This window comes from Shewanella fodinae (assembly GCF_014651955.1).
GTDB lineage: Bacteria > Pseudomonadota > Gammaproteobacteria > Enterobacterales > Shewanellaceae > Shewanella > Shewanella fodinae.
In genome coordinates this window covers 1-21,865 of the sequence record NZ_BMXW01000010.1, presented here as the reverse complement: position 1 = coordinate 21,865, position 21,865 = coordinate 1, and the positions used below count along the sequence as shown (strand labels likewise).

The following is a 21,865-nucleotide window of genomic DNA, read 5'->3' as shown; positions in this document are numbered from 1 at the left end:
ATTCGAACAGAAGGGTTTTCAGCAACAGCAGATAAACTCGCTACCGAGAGTGCTGCATCCACGGTTGCAGTGACAAGGAAAGAAAATGCCAGATTCCCAGCCAGCGCCGCTGGTGCAACTTTCACAGATCCGCAAGGGATTTAACGATGGTGATCAGTACCATCTGGTGCTTGACAGCCTGGAGCTGCTGATCCACCGAGCCGAGACGGTAGCCCTCACCGGCCCCAGCGGCAGTGGTAAAAGTACGCTGCTCAACATCATTGGCGGCTTTGAATATCCCGATAGTGGTCAATTATTATTACAAGGCGCCGATTGTCGCCAGTGGCATGATCCGCAGTGGAGCCGTTTTCGTCGTCAGCATTTGGGGGTGATATTTCAGCAATTCAATCTGCTGACGCCCCTGAACGTGCGAGACAATGTGCTGTTTCCGTTGTCACTGCTTGGGCAAAAATGGAACGACTGGTGTGATTATCTATTACAAAAACTGGCCATCAGTGAACTGGCACGGCGCCCAGTAGAACAGTTATCCGGCGGTCAGCAACAACGGGTTGCTATTGCTCGGGCGCTGGCGCATCGCCCGGCGCTGCTGCTGGCGGATGAACCCACAGGGAACCTGGATGCTGACGCCGCCGAAGAAGTGATGCAACTGTTGTGCAAGCTCGCCGCCGATGCCGGCAGCGCTATATTGATGGTAACCCACAGTGATGGTGCCGCCGCCCACATGCAACGGCGCTGGCATCTGCAGCAGGGGAAAGTCCATGAATGATTGGCACCTTGGCTGGCGAGCGTTACGGGTCTATCTGGCACACTATCGTCAGGCACCGCTACAGGCGGGTGCTATTCTGCTGGGGATCGTGCTGGCGGTAACCCTGCTGATAGGGGTTAAAGCGACCAACAATAATGCCATCAACAGTTATCAGCATGCCGGTGAAGCACTGGCGCAACAGGCGAGCCTATTTATCAGTGCCAGCGGACGCGACGCCACGCTGGACGAATCGCTGTACTTTGCCTTGAAACGCCACGGAATGACTGCATTACCCGTGGTCAGCGGCACCATGGAGGACACAGAGGGCCGTAAATGGCAGATTGATGGCAGTGATATCGTCGCGGCTTTACGTAGTTTTCAACACCAAAGGCCAGCAATTGATGCTGAACTACCGCTGGCGGCATTGCTCAGCGGCCACCCCTTAATACTGGTCAGTCGCAGCCAGTATCGAGCAATGGGCTTTACCGATAATGCCCCAGCGCAACTTTCCCTTGGGGGACTGTTATTGCAGGTAGAGTCACTCCCCGACAGCGTAAATTTGGGAAATCGCTTATATCTGGATATTTCAGTCGCGCAACCGCTGCTGCAGCTTTCCGGGCGTTTAAGTTATATCGCCCTGTTTGGTGATGCTGCCCAATTAAAGCAGCAGTTGGCCCAAAGCGAACTACCGCTGGCCGGATTGCAGATCACTGAACAAGATCAGGGCAAAGCGCTGACCGACCTTACCCACAGTTTTCACCTAAATCTGAATGCTATGGGGATGTTGGCGTTTTTAGTGGGGCTGTTCATTGCTTATAACGGCGTGCGCTACAGCCTGATGAAGCGCCAACGGTTGATGTTACAACTGCTGCAACAGGGGCTTAGTCGTCGGGCATTGATGCTGTCACTGTTACTGGAGCTGTTATTACTGGTTGGCATCGGCTCATTTATGGGCTTTTTGTTAGCATTGCAGCTCAGCCACTGGTTGCAACCCATGGTAGCGGTGACCCTGGAACAGCTTTACGGTGCCACCCTGTTACCCGGCAACTGGCAATGGTCCTGGCTGACGCAAGGTGCAGGACTAACATTGATTGCAGCCTTATTGGCCTGCGTACCGCTTTACTGGCAACTGTGTCAGCGTAGCATTGCCCAAGGCACTCAACGTTTTGCACAACAGCAACTGCATCGGCGCATTCATCAGCGTCTGTTTATAGCGGGCGTTATGTTGCTATTGCTGACTGCCGTACTGTATCCATTCAGCCGTGAACATGCGCAGAGCCTAGCATTGATGGGGCTGCTTACGGTTGCCATGCCACTGCTGCTACCACAGATATTGCAAACCAGTCTCAGTTTGTTGACGCCATTAGCCCCCGCAGGTCTGCCACGTTATGCGATTGCGGAAACCCGAGAGCTGACCGCGCCACTGGCGCTGGCAATGATGGCGTTACTACTGGCGCTATGTGCCAATATTGCCATGAATACGTTGGTGGGCAGTTTTGATCAAACGTTGCGCAACTGGCTGAATACTCGATTGCATGCCGACCTGTATATTCGGCCAGGTAGCGGCGAAATGAGCGCATTACAGCAATATCTTGATGCCAATGCGCCTGAGCTGCCGCGTTACTACCAGTGGCAGTCACCGTATTATGTGGCAAACGGTGATACGGTGCAGGCAGTTAATCTGCTAAGCCGCGATGAAACATCCATTGCCGAAACCACTGTGTTTAAACAGCCTGACGGGCAGACCAAACAACACCAAGCGGTGCAACAGGTATTAGCAGGGAATGGCATTTTTATCAGCGAGCCGTTGGCGCTGAAATTGGCGGTGCACGTTGGGGATAACCTCCGGCTGTGCCAAGACAGTCGTTGCCAACATCCTCACAACACCGTCATAGCAGGCGTGTATTTCGATTATGGTAATCCCAAGGGCGAAGCGCTGATTGCACAGCACTTATGGCAGCAACTATCACTGCCAGTGCCGCCTTACAGTCTGGCGCTGGGCGGCATTACGGGGGGACAAGCGGCCATCGATAACCTTGGTCAGCAAATTGCTCAAGCGTTAGGACTGAACCCGGCACAGATCTACAGCCAGCAGAAAATCCGCACCCAAGCCCTCAAGGTATTTAATAAAACCTTTAGCATCACCCTCGTACTGAACAGCCTGACACTGCTGGTGGCTGCCGTGGGGTTATTCAGTGCCGTATTAATGCTGACCCAATCAAGACAAGCGCCACTGGCAATCTTACGCAGTCTCGGTGTCCCGCAGCAGCAGCTGTGGCTGATGCTACTCGGGCAAATCCTGTTAGCAGTGCTAATCACTTGCCTATTGGCACTGCCGTTAGGTGCCGTTCTTGGCTATCTATTAATCCATAAGGTGACCTTGCAGGCGTTTGGCTGGACCATCATGCAGCATTGGGACTGGTTGGCTTACTGGCGGGTGGTCGGTCTGTCATTGGGCTGTTGCCTGCTGGCCGTTATCTTGCCGCTCTACTGGCAAAGCCGCCGTTCAATGGTGTCGGCGCTGCAGCAGGAGGTCCTATGAAGCTACACCCAAGGTTATGGCTGTTACCGCTGCTGTTATTGACCGGCTGTAGCCCAGCAGCAAAAACCACCTCGATGGGGCAGCTTTTAGGCCGCGCTGAGAACGGCTTCGCTCAGGTATTGCCGGGTAAGGCGCTTACCTTTCCAACCGATCACTTGGCGCACCCAAAGTTTCGTCAGGAATGGTGGTATCTCACCGCCAATCTGCACACTGATGACGGCACCCAGCTGGGACTGCAATGGACTCAGTTCCGCATTGCGCTGTCGGCAGATGCGCCTGAAAATCCATCGCCTTGGGCCGGTAATCAATTGTATATGGCCCATGCCGCGCTAACGTTTAAGGCACAGCATTTTACCGCCGAACGTTGGGGGCGAGGCATGCAAACTGATCAAGCCCCAGCACAGGTTTCGGGGCCGCCGTTGTTGGTACAACTGGATGACTGGCAATGGCAGACACAGACGGCCCCCAATAACCCTAATCACGGACTGCTGCCAGCCACCCTCACGGTAACAGACAGGCAATTTGCTTATAAACTGCGGCTTTCAGCCGACGCGCCATTAATTTTACAGGGCGATAATGGCTATAGCCGCAAAAGTGCCGATGGCAAGGTGGCATCCTACTATTACAGCCAGCCGTTTATTCAGGTGGACGGTGAAGTACAACATCAGGGACACAGTCAACATGTAAGTGGTGTTGCCTGGTTAGATCGGGAATGGAGTTCTGAATTTCTCAGTCGGCAACAGCAGGGCTGGGACTGGTTTGCGCTGCATCTTAACGATGGCTCATGCCTGATGCTGTTCCAGCTAAGAGGAAGTGACACAAACGATAAACCCTTTTATAGCGGCAAACGGATGTTCCCTGATGGCCGCAGTCACTCACTGAGTGCTAAGGATATTCACATGCGCCCCACTGACTGGCAGCAGACCGCAAGTGGCCGTTACCCGGTAAGCTGGCAGCTGTCACTGCCAACCGAACAACTGCAGCTTGATATTACCCCACTCAACCGCAACGCGGTCATGCCGTTGTCGGTGGCGTATTGGGAAGGCCCCATCAGTATCAGCGGTAGCCAGCAAGGCGTCGGCTACTTGGAACTTACCGGCTACTGATTCAGCCGCCGCGCCAATTATATTGGACGGCGGCTTTCGGTACATTCGCGCGGGTGATAGTAACATTGGGCTAGACTCATTATTGAGCCATTCCGAGTTAGCAACTTTAACGATTGAGAGAGTGTGCGAATAAGTCATAAGCTGAAAAGTAAAAATAGATTTTTAAATTTTTTCAATGGATTATATTTACCTGCACGGCTTGGCGAGGACTTAATCTGTATTAGTTCAGATCTAGTCTGAACTAATACATTTAAACCTATCATTATTCTAGAATGGATAATCTTTCCATAGCATTCGTACATCATGCTCGGGGTCATCAACTTGAGCTGATTCCGTATCAAATTTCATTGTCGCTCGGTGTGTTAACTCATATTCTGACCAAGAGACCGTTCCAGTTTTAGCAAATCTAACCCAGTTTTGATGCATCACTTGAGCGAGTTGCTGAGGAGGCTGCTTGCCAACAAAACTTTTCGCCTCATCACTGGCGATAGTATTAAAAGTAAAGGGAACATCAACGAAATGCGCCGCGCCTAACTTGCCGCCAAAAGCTGGGGAGTGCCAAGAAAAGTTATAGTGCCAGACCCTGTTTCCGTTTTTGACCAAGTTTTTGGCAATATGCAGCGCTGGCATGCGGAACGTGTAATCAGACTGAATATCGACAAAACTGTCTCCAATGGACTTTTTGCTTTTTGCGGGCGCATATACTTTCAGAGGGTTACCCTGCAAAGACAAATCCGCAAGTAACTGTGTCCGTTGCGCAGCAGAAATACGGTCAATTGCCCCTCCTGGGACATTATACAACCGAGCTTCTTGATCGGTACTTCCGACAATAACCGCGATAGATGGGTCGGCAAACTTGGCCAGATCCTTCATTGGTGATGCTTTGATAATATTGCCATCAACAACTGGTAAAAAAGCGGTGCCGCCCCAAGACAGCATGCCCCATTGTGATCTGTTTTTTAAGCTATCTCCCATGTCGATAACCGCAGATACCAGTTTTTCAAACGGCACCTGAGAGACATCATGAATGGTTGCTTTAATACCAAGCTTTTCAGCAAAAGTGTTAGCAATGCGTTGTGCTTGCTCTTGAGTAACATACTGCATCGGCGGGCTTTGCATAATCGCCTTTTGAAACAATCCTTTGGTTTTATCTGTTCCTAAAAGAATCGCGACACTTTCAGCCCCTGCCGATTGACCAAATAGAGTGACTTTGTGTGGATTGCCACCAAAATCAGCGATATTCTTTTGTACCCATTGGAGAGCAACAATCTGATCCATAATGCCGCGATTATCAGGTGCACCATCAAGATGCATAAATCCATCAACGCCAACGCGATAATTGACCGTGACGACAATCGTACCACTCTTGGCAAAACTGGTACCGTCATAAACCTGCTCGCCAGCATCTTCGCGAATAAATGCGCCTCCGGGTAGCCACACCATCACAGGCAATTTTTTATTCGATTTTAATGCATCATTGGGAGCCCATATGTTTAATGTCAGCTCACTAGGAGCTCCGACTAGCTCAACCGTTTTTCCTCTGCCCGGTTGAGGTACAGGCGGCTTCAAGGTTGTTGCATCCAACACACCTCGCCAATTTTCATAGGGCTTTGGCGCTTTAAATCTGAGTTCCGGCGTAAAAGGATTGTGAGCGTAAGGGACACCAAAAAAGGTGGCAATGTTATTCACAACCCTTCCTTTCATCTCTCCCTGATGAATCGTAATCGTCGTCGTTTCGGCTTGCACTTGAGCGATAGATGCCCCCAAAAATACCAATGACATTGCCAGTATTATAGTCTTTTTCATTTGTGCGACCTCTGGATATAAAGCGACACAATCATAACAAATTGTCCAATATCTATATATGCTATCAATAGACACATTGTTGCGTAAATCGGACATAAAATGGATCGACTTATTTCTATAAAAGTATTTGTTTACGTCGTTGAGTTAGGAAGCCTTGCCTCTGCAGCTAAGGCATTAGAGATATCTCGCTCAATGGCAACGCGACACATTATGGCTCTGGAAGAATCATTGCAAACTAGATTATTGCATAGAACAACCAGAAATTTAGGTATCACAAACGCAGGTCTAGAGCTGTTACCATGCTGTCGAAGTATCCTTGAACAGGAAGAAAAGCTGTACCATATGGCTCGGATTCAGCAATCAGAAATGGAAGGCACGATATCGATCGCTACGAGTATTTCTTTCGGGCAACTGTATTTGGCCGGTGCGATTGAACGTTTTATGGCGGAGTTTCCAAAGATTTCCGTTGATCTACGCCTATCAGATAACTTGATTGATTTGGTGAAAGAAAAAGTTGATATTGCTATAGAACTAAATAATCAGTTACCAGAACACCTAATAGGGAAAAAGTTGGGTAATTGTTCATCAGTAATATGTGCGACCCCCGATTATCTTGCAAAACATGGTTCACCACAGTCGATTGCAGAATTACAGAAACATAACTGCCTGATACATAAGAAACTTGGACATGTTTGGAACATGGTCGATAAAACTATGGAACAATCATTTCAAGTTGAAGTTGATAGTAATTATTCTGTGAATGACAGTTCCATTTTGCTCAATACCGTACTAGCAGGAAGGGGGATTGCTTGTTTACCACTCCCCTTTGTTAAAAATTACATTAATGACGGCATACTGGAGATCATCCTTCCCAAATATGAAGTCAATCTAATCGGAATTTGGGCGCTGTATGCCTCTCGTAATTACCAACCTAGACAACATCGTGTGTTGCTTGATTTTATTGAAACGGATTTGAAGTTAAATTGAATCAACACCGATTTCTTAGACACACTGTAGCATTACTAAAATCTGGTTTGTAATTAGTGGCAATGATATCGCTGATATCTGCCTGAGTGTATGAAACATTAATCCCCAACAAGAAGAGACTTCATTCCTCGCCCATAATAAATTTCCACTGCGTTGGCGTAGCTGCCTTGCTCAGTCACGGGTATGTTTTAACAGCAGCCAGATTTTCTTGCGGATATTGTTGACCCGTACGCCCCAACGCTGCCGTCCATCGTCCTTTTGTAGCGGATAACGTAATTTTAGTTCATTGATTTTAGTGCAAATTGATTCAAGCAATGCGGCAGTATCTTTGCCGGCCCAGTATTGTAAGTCGGTGCCGGTCAGCGAGGGATCCGCAATAATAATCTCTCTTTTCAGCTGATTAAAATCGAAGCCCTCTTTTGCCAGCCGCTGGAATTCCTTTAGCGACAGTTTGTCGATCACCGCTGCCAGAGGCACCCCATCGCGGCCCACCATCTCCAGATATATCAGATTGTCTTTGAGTTCACCCAGTAACGCACGGGTATCACCACGGGACTTTTTCCACCAATCGGTGATGGATTTGATGGCGTTACCAGCACTGGATAATGACGATAATAGCGATGGGATAGAGAACGTCATGGCAGTGAAATCCTTATTCTTTTGCCAGTTACGGCAATAGCTTACCGTTGCTGACAATAACACAACCGTCAAGGATTTCGATATCAACCAGAATTTTTATTACCGGGGAAATACGGTGCGCAACCATCGCCGGTAACCTGCTTGTCATAAATCTTGCCTACCATCGCCCGTTAGCAACATCCATTTGATAAAGGTGAACTCAGTGAAATACCCTCTGTTAACGGCATTATTACTGCCGATGCTGGCTGCTGCGGCCGACAACTCAGACTGGTTGAATCGTACCGCTAGCGGTGATTTAACCCAAACCGGTGGCGCTCGCCGTTTGCATCAGGATATTACTGCCAACCTTAAGGCATCGCTCAGTGACGGCAAGGTAAAAAATGTCATCTTGTTGATTGGCGATGGCATGGGCGATTCTGAAATCACCATCGCCCGTAATTATGCAGAAGGTGCTGGTGGTTTTTTCAAAGGCATTGATGCGCTGCCAATCACCGGTCAGTACACCCACTACTCGCTTGATCGTAAGACACATAAACCCAACTATGTGACAGACTCTGCCGCCTCCGCCAGTGCCTGGAGTACCGGCACTAAAACTTACAACGGCGCACTGAGCGTTGATGTAACAGGCGAAACCAAGGTCACTTTACTGGAACTCGCCAAAATGGCCGGGTTGGCAACCGGAGATGTGTCGACGGCGGAAATCCAAGATGCCACACCAGCAGCCCAGTATGCGCACATCTCCTATCGCAAATGTTATGGTCCACAAGAGACCGCTGAAAAATGTCCAGAAGCATTGGCAGCCAATGGTGGTCTGGGCTCTATCACCGAACAACTGCTAAATACGCGACCAGATGTCACGCTTGGCGGTGGTCGCACTAGCTTTGATGAGCAAGCCACCAGCGGTGACTGGCAGGGCAAAACGCTGCTGCAACAGGCAAATGCCCGCGGTTTTACGCTGGTCGAGAACCTCAATGCGTTACAACAGGTGACCCAAGCCAATCAGCAGCACCCGCTGCTGGGGCTCTTCAGCCCAGGCAACATGCCGGTACGTTGGCAAGGGCCGAAAGCCTCGTATCACGGAAATATTGAGCAACCACCTGTAACCTGCAAAGCGAATCCACAGCGCACCCCGCAAATCCCCACGTTGGCGCAGATGACGCAAAAAGCCATTGAACTGCTGCGAGTAAACCCCAAAGGGTTCTTGCTGCAAGTGGAAGGTGCCTCTATTGATAAACAGGATCATGCCGCCAATCCATGTGGGCAAATCGGTGAAACAGTTGATCTGGACGAAGCGGTACAACAGGCACTGGCGTTTGCCAAAGCCGATGGTCATACGTTGGTGATTGTAACAGCCGACCATGCACATTCGTCACAAATCATCTACCCGGATGCCAAGGCTCCTGGTCTTACCGAAGCTTTACTCACCAAAGATGGCGCAGTGATGAGTGTCAGTTATGGGAATTCAGAAGAAAAGACGATGGGCCACACCGGCACCCAACTGCGCATTGCCGCCTATGGGCCACAAGCGGCCAACGTCAGCGGGCTGACCGATCAAACTGACTTGCATTTCACCATTGCCAGGGCATTGGGACTCAGACCGTAATCATCGCTTTAGCATACAGCAACGGGGTCACAGACCCCGTTTTTGCCCGCGATAACCGCTTTTATGGCTAACAATGTTGCTGTAAGTAAGTCATGAACTGCGATGCCGACATCGGCCGTGCCAAATAGTATCCTTGTACCTCGTCACACTGATATTGCTGCAGCAACCCCATAATTTCAGCAGTTTCCACGCCTTCAGCAATGGTTTTCAGTCCCAAGCCTTTGGCAATCTGTACAATGGCTCGCACAATAGCTGCATCATCTTCATCATCGATAATATCGCGCACAAACGATTGATCTATTTTTAGTTTATCGACTTCGAATCGCTTCAAATACTGCAGACTGGAATAACCGGTACCAAAATCATCAATAGTAAATACAAAGCCTTTTTGCTTGAGCCGCTTCACCGTTGCCAACACCCGTTCGGTGTTGCGGATCATGATGGACTCCGTCAATTCAAGCTCTAGCATCTGCGGCAAAATGCCCGCATCCGCTACGGCATTACTCACCGTCTGTTCAATATTGCCGCGAGCAAACTGTAACGCTGACAGATTAACCGCTACCACTGGATTAGACATTCCGGCATCTCGCCAACGCGCGACCTCCCGGCAAGCTTCCTGTAGCACCCAGTCACCAATCGCCACGATCAAACCCGATGCTTCAGCCACCGGAATGAAATGCGCTGGTGACACCATGCCAAACTCTGGATGAAACCAGCGGATTAACGCTTCGGCACCCACAAGCTTGCCGCTTTTAATGTCTAACTGTGGCTGATAAAACAGTTGAAACTGGTTCAACTCCAAGGCTTTGCGCAGCCCTACTCGGATATTGAGCTGTTCGGTCGCTTCATAGCTCATCTCTGCGTTGAAAAACCGGTAAGTGTCACGCCCTTCCGATTTGGCGCGATACATTGCCATATCGGCTTTTTTCAGCAATATCTCAAATTCATCACCATCATCTGGGCTGAGGGCAATACCTACCGACACCGACAACCGCAACTCAGTATCTGCCACAAAATAAGGCTCGGCTAACTTCGCCATTAATCGACTAATAATTGGCAGACGCTCATCAGCCAGGGACTCGGCGGGTAACAACAGTAAGAACTCATCCCCGCCCTGCCGGCTCACAGTATCAACATCGCTGATTTCATTGAGAATACGTTCCGCCACTTGCACCAACACCTGATTACCGACACCATACCCGAGCGAATCATTGATGGTTTTAAAGCGATCGACATCTATCACCACCAATGCCACTTGCTTGCCACTGAGACTGGCGAGGGAAATGGCCTGCGATAGCCGATCTTTAAGCAACTGGTAATTAGGTAGCTTGGTCAGCGCATCATGATGGGAAAGAAACAAGGCTTTATCTTCTGCCAGTTTGAGTTCGTTGACATCATTAAACATCCAGATGCTGCCGAGCTCTGGATGTGAGGGATCGTTAAGCTGGCCGGTTATTTCACAGAGGAACTCGGAGTCATCAGCACGCCTTAACATCACTCTGGCGGTATATTTTTGGCCATGCTTCATACTGCGGTAGGCGGCATCGCCAAGTGCCGTATAGGTGTCATCCTCCTGATACATAATACGCGTGCTTTGCCCCTGCAACTTCCCCGGCGGATACCCCAGCATCTCCTCAAAACGGCGGTTACAGGACTCAAAAAACCGGTTGCGAACACTCGCGATTCCGACTAATGCGTTATCCAGCAGTGCCGCCTTTTCAGACAACAGTTTATTCATCAGCGCTTCATTACGCTTGCGTTCAGTGACATCGCGCCCAACCAACACGCCATAGCAGTGACGATCCACGCTGGCAATTTTAAAGCTCAGTTCCAGCCATTTCGGACGGCTATCATCCCCACTTTGCGAAATTAGCGAATGGTTGCGGTTGCTGAAATGTTTATGACTAACAACCATGTCGCGGTGCAGCAAATCAATCACTTGTTGGCAGTCTTTACAAAATGACTGGGCATTAAAAGGTTGGCCAATAATGTCATCGACGTTAATGCCCAATAACTGCGCAAATGCTGCATTAGCATCAGAAATCAGGCCATCTGGCATGCTAATAAGCACCACAAAATCAGAGGTATAGTCCAGTAAGGTATGAAATCGCTGTAAACGCTCCATGTTTTGTCGCAACTGCGGGTAGTAATTCTTGCGAACCGAGCGTTCACCGAGGCCGACAATACTGGCTTTGCGCAGTTCCCAATCCAATTCTTCTTCAGAGCGCTTCGCCATAAATCACCTTAAGATCGTCAACTGAGGCATAACGCGGATTGGTCACCAGACAAGCATCGCGCACGGCATGATATGCCAGATCTGCAATGTCACCATACTTTACGCCCTTATTACTCATCTTTTCGGTAAGGCCTAATACTCGGCGTTTCTCTGCCAGCGCGTCAGCGATTAGTGATGCGCGCTGCCGTTCATTAAGTCCTTTGGTATGCAAGCCCATAGCAACCGCAATACGTTGATAACGTTCGGGTGCGGCACTGATGTTAAAGCGGATAACATGATTGAGCAGCAAGGCATTACATTCACCGTGTGGCAGATCCAAATATCCCCCCAGCGAATGCGCCATTGCATGTACCGCCCCTAGGCTGGCATTGGAAAAGGCTAGCCCGGCTTGCAGACTGCCCAGCAGCATATTTTCCCGGGCGTTCAGATCGGTCGGCGACATTACCGCTGTGTCTATATTTCGCCACAGCAGCTCGATGGCTGCCAGGGCATGCACATCCACCACCGGGGAATTGGCAGTAGAAGCATATGCCTCTATCGCATGCGTCAGCGCGTCTATTCCGGTACAGGCCGTCAGGTAAGGCGCAAGCGTCAGCGTAGTTTCAGCATCAACCAGTGCCACATCTGGCACCACACTTTTGCTGATAATCGCCATTTTGTAGCGTTCAGCGGAATTCACAATAATGCTGAACTGCGAGATGTCCGCCGATGTACCGGCGGTCGTGGGAATGCAGATGAGTGGCGGGCCTGGAATATCTACATTATCAACCCCTTCAAAGACATGCACATCGCAGTTATTGGCGTAGACAATGCCAATGGCCTTGGCGCAATCAATAACACTGCCACCACCTAATGCCACAATGACATCGCAGGCTTGTTCGTCATAAAACCTCGCGCCCGCCATAACTTCAAAGTCTTTGGGATTTGCCGTCAGATGGCTGAATACCGCATACTCGATCCCAGCTTCCTGTAAGTCTTGCTCAACATCCTGCAACCACCCGGCCGCCATAACCCCGGCATCTGTGACAATAAGGACTCTGCGAGCCTGCATATTCCGTGCGTAAAAACCAACTCGGTGGCGCGCGCCCACACCAAAAATAAATTCAGGTGCTACAAACTTTCGCATCTCATACAACGGCATATCATCCTCACCTTTCAGCTACAGCACGCGCATACAATGAGTGTAGACTAGCGAACCCATGTCAAAATCAAAAAAGCACATGGACCATACTACATGAGCAAATTGTAAAAATAATGGAAAATAAGTAACTAAAATGAAAGAGTTGAACTCTAAACTTGAGATTCTCGTCCACGAAGACACCACAGGCGCGCGTTGCGCCAATGCCAGCAATAGTGGAGAGGGCCGTCAATACAAAAAACGGGGCAGTAAAGCCCCGTTTTTACTATTCTTTGAGCCGTTGTCGATCACGCACTTGTGGGAACATCAGCATCCAAGCCGCCACAACCACTAGCGTGCCAACGCCACCAATCACCGTGGCACTAACCGCGCCAACCATTGCCGCCAGTATACCGGACTCGAATTCGCCTAACTGATTAGAGGTATTGATAAATATTGAGTTAACAGCAGTCACCCGGCCACGCATGGCGTCCGGCGTTTCCAGTTGCACCAACGCGCCGCGGATCACCATACTCACCATATCAAACGCGCCTAATGCCGCCAATGCCGCCAGCGACAGCCATAGATTCGTTGACAAGGCAAACACCAAGGTTGCCACGCCAAACCCGGCGACTGCGCCAAACATTGTCATGCCGACCCGCCGTTGCAAGGTGTAACGTGCCAACCAGAACGACATGATGAGAGCGCCCACAGCAGGTGCCGCACGCAACAAGCCTAATCCCCAAGGGCCAGTATGCAGTATGTCGCGCGCAAATACCGGCAACAGCGCCGTTGCGCCCCCCAATAATACGGCAAACAGATCCAGCGAAATCACCCCTAGGATGACTGGCCGCGCCCGGATAAAACTCACGCCGGCAAATAGCGTGTTCAGCGTCATCGGCTGGCGCACGGCAGGCACATAGTGATATTGCAGTTTCAGCAACACTGACAGCGATGTCAGATACAGCAGTGCCGACAGCCCGTAGGTCAACACCGGACCGCCAATATACAACAATCCCCCCAAGGCGGGGCCAGCAATGCTCGCCATCTGCATACCAGAAGCATCCAGCGCCAGCGCTCTAGGCAGCAAACTCTCAGGCACCAATGATGGCACCATAGATTTCAGCGCTGGAAATTCGAATGCCTTAAAAGCACCAATGACAAACACTAACGTTAGGATCAGCCCCTCATTGAGGAATCCCTGCCAACTGCCCATCACCAGTATCAGCAGCGCTAGCCATTGACAACTTTGTGTCACCAGCACAATTTTACGCCGCGGAAATTGATCAGCGACATGGCCGGCAGGCAGTGCCAACAATACTGACGGCACAAACTGCGCTAGGCCAATCAGTCCAAGATCCAAAGGATCACGGGTGATGTCATATACCTGCCAGCCCACTGCGACCGACAGAACCTGAAAAGCAAAAGATGATGCCAGTCGCGCACACCAATAACGCATAAACGCCGGATACGCACGTAGCGACTGCAAGGCATCGGCCGTGGAGGGAACACTCATAATAGGAAGTTGATGAAAGTCTTATAGAAGCTTGATGCTACCACAAGCGGAATTTGCGGTGCCAGCAGCCAACACTGATTAATTTTTCGCTGATGATGGTTACGACCAACGCAAACTCGTGCAGCCACCAAGATGGTAAAGCCATATCTCCAGCTCCAAGCATCCATTAAAAATGGGAAGATTACCTTCGTAATTGCCCACAATAGAAACACTCTGTCACAAAGGCAGAAGTAATATCGTCACACTAACCCTTATAATGAGCGACGAACTTATACCGATTGGAGTTGCCATGCGTTTTCGTTTTTTATGCCTCTGTATGCTCGGGCTCAGCCTTAATGCCCATGCCACCTTTTCCATTCCCGGTTTTGAACTGGTGCAAACTGCGCCGGTGGAAACCTCACTGAATAATCCCGACTTGGCAGATCCCGTTACCGTCTGGTGTCAACAGTTCGATGCAGCTAAAGCCACTATCGACATTGCCCAGTTTTACGTGACTGGCGAACCCGGAGAACCATTAGAGCCAGTGCTTGAGCACTTGCGCAAAGCGGGTGAGCGTGGGGTGAAAATTCGTTTTCTGATGGATCAACACGGCCTGCGGATGTCCAATGAAGCAACCCTAACTGCCATCAAGAGCATCCCCAATCTGAGCTTTCAGATGATTGATTTTGGTAAAATTGGCGGCGGCATTATCCATGCGAAATATATCGTGGTTGATGGTAAAAGCGCTTTCGTCGGCAGCCAGAACTTCGACTGGCGCGCACTGAAGCATATTCACGAAACGGGACTGCTGATCAGCGACAGCAAAGTCGCGGCGCAAGTACAGGCCATCTTTGATGTGGATTGGCAAGCGCAGCAACTGCTGGCTGAAGGGAAACCCGTACCGGTGTTGAATCAGCAAGTGGTGGCTGCCGATGAGTCCCAGAGTGCCTATCTGGTGGCCAGCCCTAACGCCTACAATCCGGCGGGGGTCGGTGACTCTGAAACTGAGTTACCAAAACTATTGGCGAAGGCGCAACAGGAAGTCTATATCACCGTCATGACCTATGCGCCGCTATCCTATAGTGTTAAAAAGCCTGCGCCCTATTATGCGGTCATCGATGATGCACTACGCGCCGCCGCCCAACGTGGAGTGAAAATCCACCTGATGATCTCCGCTTGGAATACTGGCAAACCTTATATTGATTACCTGAAGAGTTTGCAGGTGCTGCCTAACATTGACGTGAAAGTGGTGACCATACCAGAAGCCAAACAAGGTTTTATTCCGTTTGCCCGCACCTTGCACAGCAAAACCATGGAGATTGACGGCAAGATAGCCTGGATTGGCACCAGCAACTGGGAAGGCGGTTACATGAACACCTCTCGGAATCTGGAATTAGTGATCCAAAATCCGGCAATGGCCAAACGTCTGGGAGAGTTGCAGCGGCAGTTGTGGAACAGCCCTTACGCCGCGGCATTGGATATCAACAAAGCGTATCCAAAGCCACATCCGGCAACTGCAAAATAGACAAGCAATGACAAAAAAGCCGCTGCAATCCAGCGGCTTTTTCTTTGTTACTCTACTTACTTGGCGATCGGTAGTTCAACGTTAGAGCTGTGAAATACGCTCATGGTTGCTTTCTTATAATCCGCTGGCTTAGCAAAGAAGATATTATCGACAAACGTCTGCGGGTTACGGTCATACAAGGGGAACAAGGTTGACTGCACCTGCACCATAATCTTATGCCCCGGCAGGAATACATGGTCCACATTCGGCAAACCGAAACGGTAGTGTTCCACTTTGCCTGGTGTCAATGCGGCGGGTTTATCAAAACCATGGACATAGCGACCACGGAAAATCTCAATGCCTATCGGCAGCTCAAAGCCAGTCATTTCTGGGCCGACAGCCCCTTGTGCGGCACCTTCAGTCGTGGTGTTGGGATACACATCCACCAGCTTCACCACCCAATCGGCATCGGTGCCAGAGGTAGCCGCAAACAGGTTAACCATCGGCGCGCCCATGATATGCACCGGCTTGTCTAACACATCACTGCTATACACCAGCACATCTGGACGGCTGGAGGCAAAACGCTGATCGTGCACCAACCAAGGCTTCCACTGGAATGGGTCTTCCATATTGATCGGCCGAGGAATAAAAGGCACAGGCTTTGCCGGGTCGGAAACATAATCATCGTGCGCGTTAGTATCAGCAGCGGGATTAAACGACAGTCCCATATTGCCTGTCATATAGAGTTTTTTAGGGGTTCCCATCGGCCATTTAGGTGACACATTCCAATGGTTTTCACCTGTGGCATAGGTTAGCACTGGTGGCGTTTGCGGATCTGGCGCCCCTTTCAGATAGTGATCAAAAAACGGCTTCATGTACTTCACCCGGAACTCGCGGGCGGTATCGCCAGTAAAGGTCAAAGCCCCAAGATTATAACCGTAATGATTCACGCCAGAGTGGCGCCATGGGCCAATCACCAGCGACACCATATTGTTGTGTTTATCTTTAGGCTCCATCGCCTGGTATACCGCTGGCGCACCATACGAATCTTCCTGATCCCACTGCCCCACCACTAACATGGTCGGTACTTTCAGCGGCTGTTTAGCCATGATTTTGTCAACCGCCTGCAACGACCAGAAATCGCTATACGCCGGGTTCTGCACCATTTTTTGAATAAAGGGATAGTGTTCAAATCCCCACTTTTTCAGATAGTCACCGGTGGATCCCGCTTCCAGGAAACGGCTGTAATCATCACCGGCACCGACCGCAATACCGCTACTTTCTGCTTTGGCAGTGCCCTGCTCTACGGTATAACCAATGTTAATGTTACGAAAAGCCCCGTTATGGAACCAATCATCGCCGATCCAACCATCCACCATCGGGCTCTGAGGGACGGCGGCTTTCAGTGCCGGATGCGGGTTAATTTCGGCCATCAGGGTCGTAAATCCCAGATAGGACGAACCGACAATGCCGACATTACCATTCGACTCAGGCACATGCTTTACCAACCAGTCGATGGTGTCATAGGCGTCGGTAGATTCATCAATGCCAGTGTTATTCAGCGGGCCAACCAGGGGGCGGTTAGTCACATAATCACCTTCGGAATTGTGCAGACCTCGGATGTCCTGATACACCCGAATATAGTTATCTTCCACAAACTCAACATCCATGACATCCACAACTTCACGCATAGACTGACTACCCGTACGCTCAAAAGCGTCTTTGGCATCATACGGCGTACGGCTCAGTAAAATAGGCGCGTTCTTGGTGCCTTTTTTCATCAGGATCACGGTATACAACTTGGTGCCGTCACGCATCGGTACCATTTCTACCCGCTTGATAAAATCGGCTTGCGGACGGATTTTGTCATAACTGGCAACGCCGTCTGGCGTCATCGGTGTGACTGTTGCGGCAGCATAAGTGACAGGCAGCACTGCGCTTGCGGCGAGTGCCAGCATCAGGGGATGTAGCTTCATTAATGACCTCATTATTTTTATTAGAGTAAGCGTAGGGAATAACGCATGTGTCTACAGTAGCGCGATAATTTAACAGTCGCAAAAGCCAAAAATGTTACATGACGTGAACTCAGGCACATCAATGCCCAGAGAGCCGCAGTTCTGGGCATCAGCCAAAGTCATCGTTAACTTGCGATTACGCCTCACAGCACCCAGGCGCGGAAGGACTTACCTTTAAGTTTACCTTTTGACAATTTTGTTGCCGCAGCGTTGCCCAACTTACGAGTCACCGCCACATAGGACCAGATATCATGCACCTGGATTTTTCCCACATCATTGCCACTAATGTCGTTACCAGCAGTCAGCGCGCCAAGAATATCGCCGGGTCGCAATTTGTGTTTCTTGCCGCCTTCGATACGGATACAACTCATATTGGCCGTTAACGGTGTGCGATTGCTGACCTCAGGTAATTCGGCAAACGTCAGCTGACCGTATCGGTCTTCTAGTAATGCCAGACGCATATCGTCATTGGCAGCCACCAAACTCAGTGCGATACCTTTAGCTCCGGCGCGTCCTGTGCGACCAATACGGTGTACATGAGCTTCCGCTTCAAACGCCAGTTGATAATTGAGCACCAGATCCAAAGCATCGATATCCAACCCCCGCGCCGCCACATCGGTTGCCACCATTACCACCGCGCTTTTCAGCGCAAAGGCCACTAATGCCTGATCGCGCTGACGCTGATCCAAATCACCATGCAGCGCTACCGCATCAAAGCCTTTATCACGCAGCAGATCGGCAACTTCCTGAGTCTCCTGCTTGGTATTACAGAATACCACCGCGCTTTGGGGCCGATATTGCAACAGTAATTGATACACTGCCTGACGGCGGCTTTCGGCATTAGTAATGTGGTAAAAACGCTGCTGAATATGGCTATGTTCATCCGCATCCTCCACCTTAACTTCCACCGGTTGCTGCAGGGTTTGTTTGGCTAACGCCAAAATAGCCTCTGGGAAAGTGGCACTAAACAGCAGGTTTTGCCGCTGTTTTGGTAGGTAACTGCGGATCTGCTCTAAGGCGTCAGTAAAACCCATCTCCAGCATGCGGTCCGCTTCATCCAGCACCCACTGCTGCAACTCATCAAGATTTAACCGGCCTTGTTGCAGGTGCTCCAGCACCCGCCCAGGTGTGCCCACAATAATGTGCGCACCATGTTCCAATGAGCCAATTTGCGGGCCGACCGGTGTACCACCACATAAGGTTAGAATTTTGATGTTATGGATACCTCGGGCAAATTTACGCAGCTCGCTCGCCACTTGATCCGCCAGTTCACGGGTAGGACACAACACCAAGGATTGCACCCGAAAACGGCTCACTTGTAGCTGCTGTAAAATCCCCAAGCCAAAGGCACAGGTTTTACCAGAACCGGTTTTTGCCTGCGCCAGCACATCGCGCCCCTGTAAAATGGCGGGCAGACTGCGCGCTTGAATGGGGGTCATCTGGGTAAATCCCAGCTCCGCCATCGTCGCAATAAGTGAAGCATTAAGTGGCAAAGCGTCAAAATTGGTGGCAATAGTTGTCAAAGTAAATCCTGATAAATGATGGTGGGATGAGATATTGAAAGTGCTATTGTAACAGGCACAGCCAGCGATGCCGTCAAAGTTGCAAAATTTCTGCGTTCAATTCACGAAGCGAAAGGATCATCGAAACCCACGACCACATAATGCCGCAAGCTCGCCCGCAGATTTAGCTTCTGCAAGATGTTCTCCGACCAGCTTTTCATCAAATACAACGGGAAATTCGCTCATAGTTAGTAAACGCTGACTTCAATTAAGTTTGAATCTGGGTCCAAGAAGTAAACAGACTGAATAGGTCCATTCGCTCCCGATTTCTGAACCGGGCCTTCAATTACTGTTATTCTCTCTGCTGACAAGTGCTGTAATATTTCGTCTAACGACCAATGGGATATCAAACATAAATCGCCAGAACCGACTCGTGCGAAATTTCTGGGCTCCTGTCCTAGTAACTGAAAGTTGATCTTTTGATTTCCAAACTTGACGGCTTTACGGCCGTTGGCAAATGTGACTTCTTCCATCTTCAGCACGCGGTTATAGAAGCGCACCGAACGTTCTATATCCGCCACCGTCAACACGATATGGTCAATATGGCTAATCAAAATCCACCTCTTTGTGTCCTAGCTTGCGGCTCTGCATCTGGCAAAACCGCTGCGGTTACGAATCTGGCACTAACGGCTGGGCGTTGATTCCTGATTTACTTCGGGAAATAAAGCCAACATTACCCATAAAACTTGTGCGGAAGATAAACACTATTCATAGTGACGCTGGCACTCACGTTAAATTGCCAACACCACTGGCTTTGACGTGAAAAAGGTCATCACCCCCCCGAAGAGGCGACGGCAGCTGTTTACCCAGCAGTTGTACGCTGCCAAAAATGGAAAAGACCGGCAATGTCAGACGAACACAAAAGAGGCATTGCTTCTTTAATTTGCGCTAACGGCCAATCCCACCATTTCATCTCCAGCAACATTGAAATTTCCTGTTCAGAGAAGCGCTTTCTTATCACCTTGGCGGGATTACCGCCGACAATTGTGTATGGCTCAACATCTTTGGTTACTAATGCCCGGCTACCAATTACCGCACCATGCCCCACCGTTACACCAGGCATAATCATTGCTTCAGAGCCAATCCACACGTCGCTTCCTATCACGGTATCGCCTGCACTCTCGTATGCATTAACGGCGCCCGAAAATGCAGGTTCTTCACTCATATAGAAAAATGGAAACGATGTAGCCCAATCATATCGGTGACCCTGATTTCCGGCCATGATAAAGGCAGCACCAGTTCCTATGGAACAAAAACTTCCAATGATCAATTTATCAACATCATCGCGATCTGGCAGAAGGTAGCGAGCACAATCATCAAAGGAATGTCCATGATAATAACCTGAATAGTAGCTATAACGGCCCACCTTGATATTGGGGTTTGTGACCTGCTCTGTGAGAGGTTTTCCCTTAAATGGGCTGTCAAAATAATTGTTCATATACGTTCACACCAAAATTATCTCAGACGACACAGCAGCCTAGATGCCGCGCACAAGGAATCCCCCGCATAGGATTGATCCCGTTCAATAAAACAAACACGTAAGTTTCGAATTACAGCTTTTCTCTCAGCGTGTGACAACAGTTTATGTTGTTAGCAAAGAATGCCGCCCAACAAATAGTGTAAGTTGTTCATCCCCTGACTTAGCCAGGACTAGGCTGTATCCAATTTCACTTCTCTCTGGGAACTCCGCCGCGCAGAAATAAACCACGATGCGCTTACGCATCGCTTTTGCCTAAAGCCACGTTGCCGCTGTATGTATGCTGGAATGCTATGTCACATGTCGCTTGCTTGTTGAAGTGCAGCAAGATCACAACCAACTATCGCGTGAAGGTTTTCTGTAATTTTCTCAGCACACCAGTCCCACCAAGCAATAGCTTGAAGTTGACTGATTGTACTATCGTCAAATCGATATTTAATCACTTTGGCAGGATTGCCACCCACAACGCTATACGCTGGAACATCTGAGACCACAACAGATTTACTTGCTATTATTGCACCATTGCCAATTTTCACTCCCGGCATAATCGTCGCTTCATAGCCAATCCAAACGTCATTCCCAATGTCTGTATCACCTTTGTAGGGAAGATCGCCCTCTTTAGGCATTACTTTTTCCCAACCATTACCGAATATTTGGAATGGATATGTAGAAAAACCAGAAATTTTATGATTAGCGCCGTTCATAATGAATTTTACATTTTTAGCAATAGCACAAAATTTCCCAATTAAGAGCTTGTCGCCAATAAATGGAAAATGATACAGCACATTGCTTTCAAATCGCTCAGGACCTTCAGGATCATCGTAGTAGGTATAATCGCCAACGATGATATTCTTAGAAGTAATGTAATTCTTTAAATATCCTACTTGGGGAAACCCCTTCATGGGTAGGGTCGGAGCACACTTTGAGCAATTTCTAACCAAAGAACACTTTTTCACGGTAGTCATCGCTCCAGCTAGCTTGTTTTAGTTTGTTCCGCTGGCTCGGTGAGCCGCAATCACACTGCCGCAGTA

16 protein-coding genes are annotated in these 21,865 nt (G+C 49.6%); 6 read left to right on the top strand and 10 right to left on the bottom strand.

All coding sequences use genetic code 11. The features are described from left to right. The first annotated feature begins 85 nt into the window (after positions 1-85). From IE064_RS10455 to IE064_RS10445, 3 genes are read left to right on the top strand one after another with little or no spacing between them, the layout of a single operon-like run. A complete protein-coding gene (locus IE064_RS10455) occupies positions 86-766 on the top strand; it encodes an ABC transporter ATP-binding protein (protein WP_189617772.1) in 681 nt (226 codons plus the stop codon). Next, on the top strand, positions 759-3,287 hold the full coding sequence (locus IE064_RS10450; RefSeq protein WP_189617771.1) for an ABC transporter permease: 2,529 nt from the start codon (positions 759-761) through the stop codon (positions 3,285-3,287). Before IE064_RS10455 ends, IE064_RS10450 begins: the two co-directional genes overlap by 8 nt. Next, positions 3,284-4,393, top strand: a complete 1,110-nt coding sequence (locus IE064_RS10445; protein WP_189617770.1) for a lipocalin-like domain-containing protein — start codon at positions 3,284-3,286, stop codon at positions 4,391-4,393. The genes IE064_RS10450 and IE064_RS10445 overlap by 4 nt, the downstream gene beginning before the upstream one ends. A 267-nt stretch (positions 4,394-4,660) precedes the next feature. Here the strand turns inward: IE064_RS10445 and IE064_RS10440 are convergent, their stop codons facing one another. Then, the gene (locus tag IE064_RS10440) at positions 4,661-6,199 is read right to left on the bottom strand and encodes a carboxylesterase/lipase family protein (RefSeq protein WP_189617769.1); all 1,539 of its coding nucleotides are present in this window, start codon (positions 6,197-6,199) and stop codon (positions 4,661-4,663) included. A 99-nt stretch (positions 6,200-6,298) separates the two neighbouring features. Here IE064_RS10440 and IE064_RS10435 point away from each other — a divergent pair, with 99 nt between their 5' ends. Next, positions 6,299-7,186: a LysR family transcriptional regulator gene (locus IE064_RS10435; protein ID WP_189617768.1), complete on the top strand. Its 888-nt coding sequence runs from the start codon at positions 6,299-6,301 to the stop codon at positions 7,184-7,186. A gap of 171 nt (positions 7,187-7,357) precedes the next feature. Here IE064_RS10435 and IE064_RS10430 read toward each other — a convergent pair whose 3' ends face one another. Beyond that, a complete protein-coding gene (locus IE064_RS10430; RefSeq protein ID WP_189617767.1) occupies positions 7,358-7,825 on the bottom strand; it encodes a hypothetical protein in 468 nt (155 codons plus the stop codon). A gap of 202 nt (positions 7,826-8,027) precedes the next feature. Between IE064_RS10430 and phoA the strand changes: the two genes are divergently transcribed. Further along, positions 8,028-9,428 carry an alkaline phosphatase gene (phoA, locus tag IE064_RS10425; RefSeq protein ID WP_189617766.1) on the top strand — a complete coding sequence of 467 codons (1,401 nt, stop codon included), beginning with the start codon at positions 8,028-8,030 and terminating at the stop codon, positions 9,426-9,428. A 67-nt stretch (positions 9,429-9,495) separates the two neighbouring features. Here the strand turns inward: phoA and IE064_RS10420 are convergent, their stop codons facing one another. The 3 genes from IE064_RS10420 to IE064_RS10410 all read right to left on the bottom strand — a co-directional run bounded on the left by IE064_RS10420 (position 9,496) and on the right by IE064_RS10410 (position 14,297). After that, complete coding sequence (locus IE064_RS10420) at positions 9,496-11,664, bottom strand: bifunctional diguanylate cyclase/phosphodiesterase (protein WP_189617765.1); 2,169 nt, start codon at positions 11,662-11,664, stop codon at positions 9,496-9,498. Next, positions 11,648-12,805 (bottom strand): alcohol dehydrogenase-like regulatory protein ErcA, encoded by a 1,158-nt coding sequence (gene ercA, locus IE064_RS10415; protein WP_189617764.1) that lies wholly within the window; start codon positions 12,803-12,805, stop codon positions 11,648-11,650. The genes IE064_RS10420 and ercA overlap by 17 nt, the downstream gene beginning before the upstream one ends. A 262-nt stretch (positions 12,806-13,067) precedes the next feature. Beyond that, positions 13,068-14,297: an MFS transporter gene (locus tag IE064_RS10410; protein ID WP_133040595.1), complete on the bottom strand. Its 1,230-nt coding sequence runs from the start codon at positions 14,295-14,297 to the stop codon at positions 13,068-13,070. Positions 14,298-14,586: 289 nt separating this feature from the next. Here IE064_RS10410 and IE064_RS10405 point away from each other — a divergent pair, with 289 nt between their 5' ends. Further along, a complete protein-coding gene (locus tag IE064_RS10405; RefSeq protein WP_189617763.1) occupies positions 14,587-15,801 on the top strand; it encodes a phospholipase D-like domain-containing protein in 1,215 nt (404 codons plus the stop codon). A 56-nt stretch (positions 15,802-15,857) separates the two neighbouring features. Here IE064_RS10405 and IE064_RS10400 read toward each other — a convergent pair whose 3' ends face one another. The 5 genes from IE064_RS10400 to IE064_RS10380 all read right to left on the bottom strand — a co-directional run bounded on the left by IE064_RS10400 (position 15,858) and on the right by IE064_RS10380 (position 21,799). Then, a complete protein-coding gene (locus tag IE064_RS10400; protein ID WP_189617762.1) occupies positions 15,858-17,756 on the bottom strand; it encodes a CocE/NonD family hydrolase in 1,899 nt (632 codons plus the stop codon). A gap of 182 nt (positions 17,757-17,938) precedes the next feature. Then, entirely contained in the window at positions 17,939-19,318 is a 1,380-nt protein-coding gene (dbpA, locus tag IE064_RS10395; protein WP_189617761.1) for an ATP-dependent RNA helicase DbpA, read from the bottom strand. Positions 19,319-19,545: 227 nt separating this feature from the next. Continuing rightward, the gene (locus IE064_RS10390; RefSeq protein ID WP_189617760.1) at positions 19,546-19,911 is read right to left on the bottom strand and encodes a VOC family protein; all 366 of its coding nucleotides are present in this window, start codon (positions 19,909-19,911) and stop codon (positions 19,546-19,548) included. Positions 19,912-20,159: 248 nt separating this feature from the next. Next, complete coding sequence (gene catB / locus IE064_RS10385) at positions 20,160-20,795, bottom strand: type B chloramphenicol O-acetyltransferase (protein ID WP_189617759.1); 636 nt, start codon at positions 20,793-20,795, stop codon at positions 20,160-20,162. A 335-nt stretch (positions 20,796-21,130) separates the two neighbouring features. Then, on the bottom strand, positions 21,131-21,799 hold the full coding sequence (locus IE064_RS10380) for a Vat family streptogramin A O-acetyltransferase (protein ID WP_373295261.1): 669 nt from the start codon (positions 21,797-21,799) through the stop codon (positions 21,131-21,133). Between the last annotated feature and the right edge of the window lie 66 nt (positions 21,800-21,865).